Here is a 12,267-nt window from a genome sequence, read left to right on the forward strand (position 1 = left end):
AGAAAAAGGTGATCTGATGGATGAAAGACGAACTGTCCTTCAAGTGAAAGATTTGCAGACGACCTTTTTTACAGATTCAGGAGAAATACCTGCCGTAGACCATATTGACTTTCATTTGAACGAAGGTGAAATCCTTGGAATTGTCGGGGAGTCTGGCTGCGGAAAAAGTGTAACTTCACTCTCAATAATGGGACTTGTACCACAACCTCCTGGCAAAATTGTTGGTGGAGAAATACTTTTTGAAGATAAGGATTTACTTGGAATGACAGAAAAGCAGATGCGTCATATTCGAGGGAATGAAATTGCAATGATTTTCCAAGAACCGATGACCTCATTAAATCCATTATTCTCAATTGGCAATCAGATGATTGAAGCTGTATTAATTCATGAAAAAGGTTGGTCAAAAAAAAGAGCAGCAGAACGGGCAGTAGAAATGTTACAACTTGTGGGCTTGCCTCGTGCAAAGGAAATGATGAGAGACTATCCTCACCAGTTATCAGGAGGAATGCGGCAGCGAGTAATGATTGCGATGGCACTTGTCTGTGATCCGAAAGTACTCATTGCTGACGAACCGACAACAGCTCTTGATGTAACGATTCAAGCACAGATTCTTAAATTGATGAGGGATTTGAACACTCGATTGAATACTGCAGTGCTCCTAATCACCCATGACTTGGGTGTCGTTGCAGAAACATGTGAACGTGTCATTGTCATGTATGCCGGTCAAATTATCGAAGAAGCATCTGTTAAGACAATTTTCGATAATCCACAGCATCCTTATACAAAAGGGTTAATCCAATCCGTTCCTGATATGCGCTATAAAAAGGACAGGCTTTACTCCATTCCGGGGAATGTACCGAAACCGGGTTCAATACGGCAAGGATGCAGATTTGCATCCCGGTGTGAATTTGCATTTGACCGTTGTCAAATTGAAGACCCAGAACTCTATGAAACCTCAGATTTTCACCAGACGAGATGCTTCCTATATGACAGAGAAGGGGGGAAAACGCATGACGACAAAGCCCTTATTAAAGGTTGAAGGTTTAAAAAAGTACTTCCCTGTAAAAAAAGGAATTCTTGGCAGAACAGTCGGCTATGTAAAGGCCGTAGATGATGTATCATTTTACGTGAATGAAGGTGAGACGCTCGGCATCGTTGGTGAATCTGGATGTGGAAAGTCTACAACAGGGCGAATGTTAATGCGTCTTCTGGAGCCAACTGAGGGGAAAGTTGAATTTGATGGGAAAGATTTGACCTCTTTATCATCTGAAGAGATGCGGAGAACTAGGCGGGATATCCAAATGGTGTTTCAGGATCCCTATGCGTCGTTGAATCCACGTCATACAATCGGCAAAATTTTGGAAGAACCGCTTATTGTACACGGTATTGATAATTCAAAAGAACGGAAAAAGAAAGTGAATGAATTTCTAGAGGTAGTCGGTCTAAGCGGATATCATGCTAAGCGATATCCGCATCAATTTAGCGGAGGGCAGCGGCAGCGTATCGGTATTGCACGTGCATTGATGACGAACCCTAAACTGATTATTGCAGATGAACCTGTTTCAGCGCTTGACGTTTCGATTCAAGCCCAAGTGCTAAATTTAATGCAAGACTTACAGAAAGAATTTAATCTCACTTATATCTTTATCGCGCATGATCTAGGGGTCGTTCGCCATATAAGCGATCGCGTTGGAGTAATGTATCTCGGGAAGATGGTTGAAATGGCGAAAAGCGAGCAGCTTTATGCTAAACCTCTTCATCCATATACGCAGGCACTGCTATCTGCAGTGCCGGTACCAGATCCTGATTACCAGAAAGAGCAAGTTCTTCTTGAAGGGGATATTCCAAATCCTGCAAATCCTCCAAGTGGCTGCACGTTTCATACGCGTTGCCCCTTTAAAATGGATATTTGCACAAAGTTTATACCACAGCTTGTTGAATATGATTCGGGTCATTCTGTCGCCTGCCACCTTTACAGTGAACAGGTAGACAATGATATAAAACAGATGGAGGGGTCTTTATGAGAAAAGGAAAGCTAGGTTCACTTGCGTTGATGTTGCTCCTCATTCTTACGACTGCTCTTGCAGCTTGTTCGTCTGATACGGGCGATGGCAAGAAGGAAGAAGAAAACACTGGAGACGTACAAAATGTAAAAGATACTTTAGTATTTGGACGTGGTGGAGATTCAACTTCACTCGATCCATCGAGAGTAACAGAAGGTGAATCCTTCAAAGTAACAGTTAACCTGTATGAAACACTCTTGAATTTCGGCGAGAAAGATACAACGATAAATCCGGGACTTGCAACAGAGTGGGAGCCAAGCGAAGATGGTTTAACGTATACATTTAAGCTTCGTGAAGGTGTCAAATTCCACGATGGAACAGATTTTAATGCGGAAGCTGTCGTTAAAAACTTCGAGCGTTGGGCAAATGGGGATGCAGAAAAGTTCCCGTATTATAATTCAATGTTTGGTGGTTTCAAAGGAGACGAAGGACACGTTATTGATTCGGTAACGGCAGATGGTGATAATACAGTCATTATCAAACTGACTCGTTCACAAGCACCATTCCTTAAAAATATTGCAATGAGTATGTTTGCTATTGCAAGTCCTACTGCATTTGAAAAAGGTGACGATGACTTCGAAAGAAACCCAGTTGGGACAGGTCCATTTAAGTTTGTTGAATGGAAACCGAATGAAACAATTACAATTGAGAAATTCGAAGATTATTGGGACGAAGATTTACCAAAACTGAAGAAAGTTATTTTCCGTTCAATCCCTGACAACTCGGCGCGTTTAAACGCATTGATGGCAGGGGATATCGAACTTGCAGATGGCATCAATCCATCTGACGGTAAGTCAATTGAAGACCACGAAAGTCTACAATTGTTTGAACGTCCTTCTATGAACGTAGGCTATTTAGGTCTAACAGTTACTCGCCCACCATTTGATAAAGTGGAAGTGCGTCAAGCGATTAATCATGCAATTGACAAACAATCAATTATTGATTCATTCTTTGAAGGACGTGCGAATATCGCAAAAAATCCGATGCCGCCATCCATTTCAGGTTATAACGAAGATGTTGAAGGATATGACTATAATCCCGAAAAAGCAAAAGAACTACTAAAATCAGTTGGACTTGAAGATGGTTTTGAAATGGAGCTTTGGGCAATGCCTGTACCACGTCCATACATGCCAGATGGTAAAAAGGTAGCCGAAGTTATTCAGAAAAACCTCGCAGATATTGGAATTACTGCGAAAATCGTTTCACATGAATGGGCAACTTACTTGGAACTTGCAAGTAAAGGAGATGCAGATGCGTTTATGCTTGGCTGGACTGGGGATAACGGAGATGCAGATAACTTCTTATATGTGTTGCTAGATGAAGACAATATTGGCAGTAACAACTACACGTACTATAAAAATGAAGAACTCCATAATATCTTAATCGCTGCACAAACTGAAGTCGATGAAGATAAGCGTAATGAATTGTATAAAGAAGCACAGGTCATCATTCATGGAGATGCTCCATGGGTACCACTTGCTCACTCAACGCCATTACTAGGTGGAGCTACAGATTTAACAGGATTCCTTCCACATCCAACGGGATCTGATTTACTTTCAAAAGTAGAATTTAAGTAAGAGATTGGGCGTATAGAGGAAAGGGAGAGGTCTAGCGGATTTCTCCCTTTTTCTTTTCTTATTATCTGTACATACAAATTGATAGCAGAGTTGGAGAGGTGAAAAGTTATGCTCAGCTACATTGGTAAAAGATTGCTACAGCTCATTCCTGTCTTGCTGGGAATGACATTTATCGTATTCATGATTATCCGTGCAATTCCAGGTAATCCAGCTCAGATTATTTTGGGACAGCAGGCAACTAAAGAATCTGTGGAAGCGCTTACTATAAAGTTAGGTCTGGATAATCCTTGGTATATCCAGTATTTTAAATACCTTGGTGATCTTTTCAAAGGCGATCTTGGTGAATCAATGAGAACGCGGGCACCTGTCGCAGATGAAATTTGGCCCTATTTGGCAGCCACATTTGAATTAGCGCTTTTCGCTATTGTTATAGCAGTTATTATCGGTATCAATGCAGGAATTATTTCAGCATGGTTCCAAAACTCATGGTTTGATTATTCAGCGATGATTTTAGCGTTAATTGGTGTATCTATGCCTATCTTCTGGCTTGGTCTAATGGGACAATGGGTTTTTGCGGTAGAAAACTCATGGTTGCCGACAGGAGGGCGTGAGCAAGTGCGAGATCCTGTCAACGCTATAACAAATCTCTATATACTTGATACGATTATTCAAGGTCGCTTTGATCAGTTGTGGCAAGTTTTCCGACATCTAATTTTACCGGGCTTAGCTCTAGCGACAATTCCGATGGCGATTATTGCACGGATGACCCGCTCGAGTATGTTAGAGGTAATGCGTTCTGATTATATTCGTACAGCTCGCGCTAAAGGACAAAAGATGTTTTGGGTAGTTTACAAACATGCGCTTAAAAATGCAATTATCCCAGTTTTAACTATCATCGGTTTACAAATGGGCATGTTATTAGGCGGCGCAATCTTAACAGAGACAATTTTCGCTTGGCCTGGCGTGGGTCGTTATATATATGATGCAATTGGGTTCCGAGATTATCCGGTCATCCAGTCAGCAATTCTTATAGTTGCGCTCTTCTTTGTAATAATTAACCTAGTTGTCGATTTGCTCTATAGTCTCATTGATTCGAGGATTAAATATGATTGAGGAAGGGGGGAGCGTAAATGTCTGAATTTGCACCTAAAGTCAATGGAGTTACAGAAGTCAAAGCTGAAAAAATGGCAGGACCATGGCGCGAAGCTTGGAACGGCTTTAAAAAGAGTAAAGTTGCAGTCGTCGGCATGGTTATTGTTCTATTCTTTATCCTGTTAGCGGGATTCGGTTTTGCGGCTGAACAAGGTTATCTTGGTTCGAACATTGGACTAGAAGGCATTAACGACCAAAAACTAACGGACCGGCTTCTTCCTCCTTCTAGCGAATATTGGTTTGGAACAGATGACCTTGGAAGGGATATTTTTTCCCGAATTATTCACGGTGCTCGAATTTCGCTATGGGTTGGATTCTTCTCGGTTATTGGATCGGTCGTTGTAGGGAGTGCACTAGGGATTATAGCCGGGTATTATGGACGCTGGGTTGATACGATTATTTCACGTATATTCGATATTATGCTCGCGTTTCCTTCTATCTTATTGGCCATTGCAATTGTTTCTGTACTTGGACCAAATTTACGAAATGCCCTTATTGCAATTGCGATTATTAATGTACCGAACTTTGGGCGGCTAATTCGTTCAAAAGTGTTAAGCATTAAGGAAGATGAATATATTACAGCAGCAAAAGGAATCGGTATGAAAGATGCACGGATTTTAGTGTCCCATATCTTGCCGAATTCGATGGCACCCGTAATTGTTCAGGGGACGCTTGCCGTTGCAACAGCAATTCTTGAGGCAGCCGCACTTGGATTTTTGGGTCTTGGTGCACAAGCGCCGGATCCTGAATGGGGAAAGATGTTAGCTGATTCTAAAAGTTTCCTTCATTCGGCACCTTGGACGATGATTTTCCCTGGAATTGCAATTATGCTGACAGTACTTGGCTTCAACTTAATGGGTGACGGTTTACGTGATGCACTGGATCCGAAAATGAAGAGTTGAGGCGTTGAAAAAAAGTCCCGCAAACCGATTAATTTATCGGCTTGTGGGACTTTTTTTAGTAGATTTCTTCTGTTATTTTCTTATTTACTTTATTGTGGTGATACTTTTGGAATAAAACAATCATTTTGTCAAAGTGTTCAAGTTGTTCTTCGTAATTAAAGATGGAAGATAAGATATGAAGTAGATGATAAGCCGAAAACTCTTCTTCTTCTTTTGTGAGGGCAATCTCTTTTGCAAATATCTCCATTACTTCGTAACGCTGAATGTATTCTTCATTTGGACTAGTGCCTACCGCATCAGACTTCAGTTTTCCAACGAATTTCAGATGGAGGTGTTCGTGGTATGTGAGCAGTGCATCAAGCCGTTCCTGCACCATCATTCGGAAATGTTCCGGTAATTCAATCAGCTCATTTTCATGCTGATGTAGTTTTTTTAGAACCTCGTAACTGCTCCTTGAAGTGGCGATCATTTGTCTGTACACGACGAGCTTTCGTGATTTGTTCCTTGTGTTCTTTTTAAAGTAGCTACGTTCTTCTTTGAATAAAGTATAAAGTTGGTCGACTTGTGTGAGACGTTCCTTCAATTTATTCAGTGACTTTTTTGTTGCTATATGTTCGGAAGCCTGCCTTCCAGCCAGACGAGTCCAACGAATAATTTCGTCTTGAGCCAGATGGATAGATTCAAATAATTTTGTTTCATATTTAGGAGGCATAAACAACAAGTTCACAACGAAAGCAGCTAGAATACCTAGAATCATTGTCACAAATCTGAGAAAGGCGAATGACAGGAATTCGTCACCTTTAATTTCCATTATAGAAATCATCACTACGAGTGCCAATGAAATGGATTTCTCAAGACCGAATTTGTTCATGATTATAATAATAATAACTGCTGCAAGACCTATCGTAATAAGCTGGTTACCCAATAATAGAACCAATGAGATCGCAATGACCGCACCAATTATATTACCTTGGATTTGCTCGATAATTGTTAAATAAGATCTGTAAATCGATGGCTGAATGGCGAAGATGGCTGCGATTCCTGCAAATAATGGATGTGGCAATTGCAAAGCTTCCGCTAGGAACAATGCGAACACAATCGCAATGCCCGTTTTAAATATGCGGGCACCAAGTATCATAAGGATTATCCTTTCTAATCAAATACGCCTTGGCATATTTGCGCCCAGACTTTTATCGAACCTGCTCGATAAATTCCTCTAAAAAGTCTGCGGCATCTGTTGGAGACAGTAACTTCATTTAACTAGAATTTTTTCCCTTCCAAGTTGGAGGCCTATTTTGCAAATACCCAACACTAATAGAAGTGGAAGACTTCATCAAAATGAAGTTAAAGCTATTTTCCGCTAGGTCAACCGTTTGTGAGTGTTGCAAGTTCTTTGAATGATTTATCAACCGCAACAAGTGTATCCATAATATCTTGTTCAGTATGAGCTGTTGTCAAAAACCACGCTTCGTATTTCGAAGGGGCTAGATTGATGCCGTTTTTTAACATAAGTTTAAAGAATTTCGCGAACACTTTTCCGTCTGTTGCTTCAGCCTGTTCGTAGTTTTCTACTTTTACATCGGTGAAAAACAACGTGAGTGCCCCTTTTAAGCGGTTAGTTGTCAATGTAATTCCGTGTTCCTTTGCAGACTTCAAAATACCCTCTTCGAGAATAGCACCCAATCGGTCCATTTCATCATAAATTCCAGGGGTTTGTAAAACTTCGAGAAGAGCTATCCCTGCTAACATGGAAGCCGGATTACCAGCCATTGTTCCCGCTTGATATGCAGGCCCAAGAGGCGCTACTTGTTCCATAATAGCCTTTTTGCCGCCGTAAGCACCAATGGGTAGACCGCCGCCAATGATTTTGCCGAATGCAGTAAGGTCAGGTGTTAATCCAAGCATATCTTGAGCGCCACCGTAATGGAAACGGAAAGCAGTGATTACTTCATCATAAACGATAAGTGCTCCATGTTCAGCTGCGATATCATGGACAATTTGTAGAAATCCTTCTTTTGGTTCAACAATTCCAAAGTTGCCGACAATCGGTTCGACGAGAATACATGCAATTTGGTCGCCCCATGTTTCCATTGCTTCTTTATAAGCTTCGGGATCATTGAATGGAATGGTGATTACTTCTTTAGCGATGGACTCCGGGACACCTGCAGAATCGGGCGTTCCAAGGGTTGCTGGTCCAGAGCCTGCTGCAACTAGGACTAAATCCGAATGACCATGATAACAGCCTGCGAATTTCATGATTTTGGTCCGGCCAGTATATGCGCGGGACACACGAATTGTCGTCATAACTGCTTCGGTACCAGAGTTTACAAACCGAACCTTATCCATGCCAGGCATTGCTTCTTTCAACATTTTTGCGAATTTCACTTCATGACGAGTAGGTGTTCCGTAAAGTAGACCCGTCTGCGCTGCTTTGACAATTGCCTCAGTGATATGCGGATGGGCATGCCCCGTAATGATTGGTCCGTAAGCCGCTAAGTAATCGATGTACTTGTTTCCGTCAACATCCCAAAAATAAGCACCTTCTGCACGCTCCATAACTGTAGGTGCACCACCACCGACTGCATGGTATCCGCGCGACGGACTATTTACGCCTCCAACAATATGTTCACACGCTTCATTATAAACAATCTCTGAATTTGTTCTTATCACTATAAATTCCTCCGTTCATTTCTTTACTCTCTCTATTCTAAACAAATTGTCTCAGATAGCCAAAGAAATTGAAACTGAAGGGCGTGTCTTGTAGGATTAAGGAAAGAATACATTGGAGGAATGGAAAATGACGACACTTGAAGGAATGCATGCACCTGAATTTACATTGCCGAATGAGAACGGGGAAATGATTTCATTAAAAGACTTTGCTGGTGAAAAGTATGTAGTACTCTACTTTTATCCAAAAGATTCAACACCCGGCTGCACTACACAAGCATGTAATTTCCGAGATGCATATGAAGATTTTGGTAAGTTAAATGCTGTTGTACTAGGGGTGAGCCCGGATAATGAAGCTTCACATGGAAAATTCATCGGAAAACATGGCTTGCCATTTTCATTACTTGTCGATGGAGAGCATTCTGTTGCTGAGAAATATGGCGTCTGGAAATTGAAAAAAATGTTTGGTAAAGAATATATGGGTATTGAACGCTCAACATTTTTGATTGACCCAACAGGTACAGTCGTTAAGGAGTGGCGTAAAGTGAAAGTTGAAGGCCATATCGACGAAGCACTTGCGACTCTAGAACAACTTATAAACTCTTGAAGGGGTGATTAATAATGGATGTACTTTTCACATTTGATATTAAGAAACACCAGGAAGAAGCGCTTCTTGCAAAATTTCCACAAGTGACAATGCATTTTAATAAGAAGCCGGCAGATCAAGAAGTCCAGACGGCAACTGCGATTGTGACATATGGCGTTGACGTAGATAGTGATTTGTTGGAAAGGGCAAAGTCGTTGGAATGGATTATGGTTGCATCCGCAGGCATAGAAAAAATACCGGTTGCTGAAGTGGCAGAACGAAATATCATAATGTCTAACGCAAAGGGCATTCATAAAACTCCAATGGCCGAATCAGTTCTTGCTCATATTTTAGCACTGCAACGGTCACTACCGCTTATCCAGGAACAACAACGGTCAAAAGAGTGGGGTCGGAAAGTCCGGTCAATTGAGTTAAAAGGTTCAACCGCACTAATTTTAGGCCCTGGCGCAATTGGTTCTGAAATTGGGCGTTTACTTCAGGCGTTTGGGGTTCGGACAATTGGTTGTAACCGATCAGGCAAGAAAAGCGAATCTATGGATGAAACGATTACTTATGAAGCATTGATGGATAAATTAGGAGAAGCAGACTTTGTCATATCTGTTTTACCTAGCACGCCCGACACAAGAGGGATGCTCAATGCAGAACATTTCAAGGCAATGAAGAACAATGCCGTCTTCATGAATTTCGGTCGTGGAGACCTTTTCGCTGAAGCAGACCTGATTACTGCATTGAAAAGTGATGAAATCAGACATGCTGTGCTCGATGTATTTGAAACGGAACCGCTCTCTGTTGAAAATGAACTATGGGGACTCCCGAATTGCACAGTATCACCGCATGTATCAAGTTTATCTGGCAAGTATGTTGAAAGAGCACTCGTCATATTTGAAGAAAATTTAGAAAAATGGTTGCGTAATGAAAGAGATTTAGCGAATTTAATTGATTTAAAGCTTGGTTACTGATAATCAATTAGGCCGAGGCCTAATTGATATAGTCAAAAGGAAATGGTCTTTACAGCACTTTAGTTGACATATGTACTCTATTTTAAGTACACTAATGATAATAATTACAAAGTAAGAATCTTTATGAATAGAGGTGCAGAGCGATGTCTGAAGTGAGATTGAAAGACGCGCTGGACACATTGAAAAGTAGTGGAGTTAGAATTACTCCTCAACGGCATGCGATTTTAGAGTATCTTATCTCTTCTGAGTCACATCCAACGGCTGACGATATATATAAAGCACTTGAAAACAATTTTCCTAATATGAGTGTCGCAACAGTATATAATAATCTTCGTGTATTCCGAAATGCCGGACTCATTAAGGAACTTTCGTATGGAGATGCTTCGAGCCGTTTTGATTTTGTGACTCACGATCACTATCATATAATCTGTGACGAATGTGGAACGATCGTTGATTTTCATCACCCCGGGCTAGAAGAAGTGGAACATTTAGCTTCTCATGTAACGGGATTCAAAGTGAATTCCCATCGACTAGAAGTATATGGTACATGCCCGACTTGTGCTTCAAGCGTTGTAAAGGTCAATTAAAAACGTCCGATACTCCTTCTATACGAAGGGGCATCGGACGTCTTTTAATTTTTAGGCTCTTCTTTGGCTGCTGCTTTACTCTTTGGTCGGTTATATGTTTCGTCAAACTCTTTACCTTCTAATGAAGGGTCAAGCGTTAAGGGCTCACGACAGTGTCCACACATGTCGACGCGTCCGAGCATTTTTGTTTGTTTTCCGCAACTTGGACAAGTAATTTGGACGGCCCTTGTAGAAAGTGTTCCGATCCACGCGTAAACAACTGTGCTGGCAAGAATAGCAAGAACACCAAGAAACATGAAGATGAGCATGACAATCTCGTATTTTCTGAAGAAAATCCCGATGTACATAATAACGACTCCCGCGAAAATTAGAGCAAGAGCAAAGGATCTAATTCGATTTATCTTATTTTTATAAGGTTTCATCAATCATACCTCCTCAATATATCCTCAATTACTATAGCATATATTTCGTTTTTCGCGGTATCAATCCTACTTGATTAAAGGATATAAGCACCTTCTCGTCGAAATGAAATGGCAGGGAGGTGTAGCAGTGGAACAGGTATTAAGGCCAATTTATCAAGAGCGGGCAAGTTTTCAAGAGACGCTTGGCGTCATTCTAGTAGAGAAAAGAGGGAAAGGGGATCCGATTACAGATACATTCGATGTGATTCTCCTCATCATAACCGCTGACGATGAAATCCCTATTTTTACGAAACACTACACTAATGGAAATGAGAAAGCCGCTATGCATATAATTAGTGAAAAGCAATTGCGGAAATGGGTAGTCCAAGGAACAAAGAGGAAAGTTGTAGACTGGTTGTTTTATGGAAAAGTCTATTTTGATCGAAATGAATTCGTAGAAAAAATGAGAATTGAATTACAGGAATATCCTTATTCGGGGCGTAATATGAAAATGGGGTTGGAGTTTTCAAAGTTAGTTAGAGGTTATATGGAAGGTAAGACGTTTTTTGAAGAAGGAAACTTCATGGACGCGTACCATCATGTAGTCAAATCACTTCATCACCTCGCAAGGCTAGCTGTTATTGAGAATGGATTGTTTCCGGAAGTAACAGTGTGGTCCCAAGTAAAAAGAATCGATCCGGCAATATATAAACTATATGAAGAACTTATCATGAGTGAGGAACCCTTAGAAAAACGATTGGAACTATTGTTTCTTGCAAGTGAGTTCTTTATCCATAATCGTACAGAAGATGGAGCCCGTCATATTAATGATGTAATGGCGGCTCAAGAAATATGGACAATACAGCAGCTTCACGAGCACGAAGAAACCAAAATGTATTCAGTTGATTTAGAGGTATTCATCGAATTTTTGATTGATAAAGGCTTCATTCATGTGGTTCAGAGCGATTCTAAAAATGAATTAATCTATCATAGGGATTACAAAGTAATCTGACTGGATACAGGAAAAAGGGGCGAATTACATTCGTCCCTTTTTTCTAGTTGACAGATGAATGCTGAACATGTTATTCTAGTTAACGTCGCTTGGGAGATAAAGTGAAAAGAACTTTTGAAAATAAGTTTTAAAAGAAGTTCAAAAAAACACTTGACTCTACAAATACGAAATGTTATATTAGAGAAGTCGCTTTTGGAGGACGGATATGAGTAACGAAGAATGAAACTCGTTAACTTCGTTAATATGAACCTTGAAAACTGAACAGCAAAACATCAATGAGATATCGCGAGAGTGTGAACGCACTTGAGCAAAACGTTTCGAAGTAAGTCGATTTCGGTCG

Annotated in this window: 12 protein-coding genes; 9 read left to right on the forward strand and 3 right to left on the reverse strand. The window is 40.8% G+C overall.

The features are described from left to right. The first annotated feature begins 16 nt into the window (after positions 1–16). From AC1TO4_RS13455 to AC1TO4_RS13475, 5 genes are all read left to right on the forward strand, one after another. Positions 17–1,039 carry an ABC transporter ATP-binding protein gene (locus tag AC1TO4_RS13455; protein ID WP_482105758.1) on the forward strand — a complete coding sequence of 341 codons (1,023 nt, stop codon included), beginning with the start codon at positions 17–19 and terminating at the stop codon, positions 1,037–1,039. Next, a complete protein-coding gene (locus tag AC1TO4_RS13460; protein WP_482105759.1) occupies positions 1,011–2,024 on the forward strand; it encodes an ABC transporter ATP-binding protein in 1,014 nt (337 codons plus the stop codon). Before AC1TO4_RS13455 ends, AC1TO4_RS13460 begins: the two co-directional genes overlap by 29 nt. Beyond that, positions 2,021–3,640, forward strand: a complete 1,620-nt coding sequence (locus tag AC1TO4_RS13465; RefSeq protein WP_482105760.1) for an ABC transporter substrate-binding protein — start codon at positions 2,021–2,023, stop codon at positions 3,638–3,640. The genes AC1TO4_RS13460 and AC1TO4_RS13465 overlap by 4 nt, the downstream gene beginning before the upstream one ends. A 108-nt stretch (positions 3,641–3,748) precedes the next feature. Continuing rightward, positions 3,749–4,753, forward strand: coding sequence for an ABC transporter permease (locus tag AC1TO4_RS13470; protein WP_482105761.1), 1,005 nt, complete (start codon positions 3,749–3,751; stop codon positions 4,751–4,753). Between the two features lie 17 nt (positions 4,754–4,770). Further along, the gene (locus AC1TO4_RS13475) at positions 4,771–5,694 is read left to right on the forward strand and encodes an ABC transporter permease (protein ID WP_482102977.1); all 924 of its coding nucleotides are present in this window, start codon (positions 4,771–4,773) and stop codon (positions 5,692–5,694) included. A 55-nt stretch (positions 5,695–5,749) separates the two neighbouring features. Here the strand turns inward: AC1TO4_RS13475 and AC1TO4_RS13480 are convergent, their stop codons facing one another. Both AC1TO4_RS13480 and AC1TO4_RS13485 read right to left on the reverse strand, forming a co-directional pair. Continuing rightward, positions 5,750–6,832 (reverse strand): FUSC family protein, encoded by a 1,083-nt coding sequence (locus AC1TO4_RS13480; RefSeq protein WP_482105762.1) that lies wholly within the window; start codon positions 6,830–6,832, stop codon positions 5,750–5,752. 227 nt (positions 6,833–7,059) lie between these two features. Next, positions 7,060–8,364: a glutamate-1-semialdehyde 2,1-aminomutase gene (locus AC1TO4_RS13485; RefSeq protein WP_482105763.1), complete on the reverse strand. Its 1,305-nt coding sequence runs from the start codon at positions 8,362–8,364 to the stop codon at positions 7,060–7,062. Positions 8,365–8,491: 127 nt separating this feature from the next. On the opposite strand from AC1TO4_RS13485, the gene bcp reads away from it, so the two are divergent. From bcp to perR, 3 genes are all read left to right on the forward strand, one after another. Then, positions 8,492–8,968: a thioredoxin-dependent thiol peroxidase gene (gene bcp / locus AC1TO4_RS13490; RefSeq protein ID WP_482105764.1), complete on the forward strand. Its 477-nt coding sequence runs from the start codon at positions 8,492–8,494 to the stop codon at positions 8,966–8,968. A gap of 14 nt (positions 8,969–8,982) precedes the next feature. After that, positions 8,983–9,927: a D-2-hydroxyacid dehydrogenase gene (locus tag AC1TO4_RS13495; RefSeq protein WP_482105765.1), complete on the forward strand. Its 945-nt coding sequence runs from the start codon at positions 8,983–8,985 to the stop codon at positions 9,925–9,927. A 143-nt stretch (positions 9,928–10,070) separates the two neighbouring features. Then, positions 10,071–10,514 (forward strand): peroxide-responsive transcriptional repressor PerR, encoded by a 444-nt coding sequence (gene perR / locus AC1TO4_RS13500; protein WP_482102972.1) that lies wholly within the window; start codon positions 10,071–10,073, stop codon positions 10,512–10,514. Between the two features lie 44 nt (positions 10,515–10,558). Here the strand turns inward: perR and AC1TO4_RS13505 are convergent, their stop codons facing one another. Next, positions 10,559–10,936, reverse strand: coding sequence for a YgzB family protein (locus tag AC1TO4_RS13505; RefSeq protein ID WP_482102971.1), 378 nt, complete (start codon positions 10,934–10,936; stop codon positions 10,559–10,561). A 127-nt stretch (positions 10,937–11,063) separates the two neighbouring features. Between AC1TO4_RS13505 and AC1TO4_RS13510 the strand changes: the two genes are divergently transcribed. Beyond that, entirely contained in the window at positions 11,064–11,927 is an 864-nt protein-coding gene (locus AC1TO4_RS13510; RefSeq protein WP_482105766.1) for a nucleotidyltransferase-like protein, read from the forward strand. The last annotated feature ends 340 nt before the right edge of the window (positions 11,928–12,267 follow it).

The organism is Sporosarcina sp. Y838 (assembly GCF_056786515.1).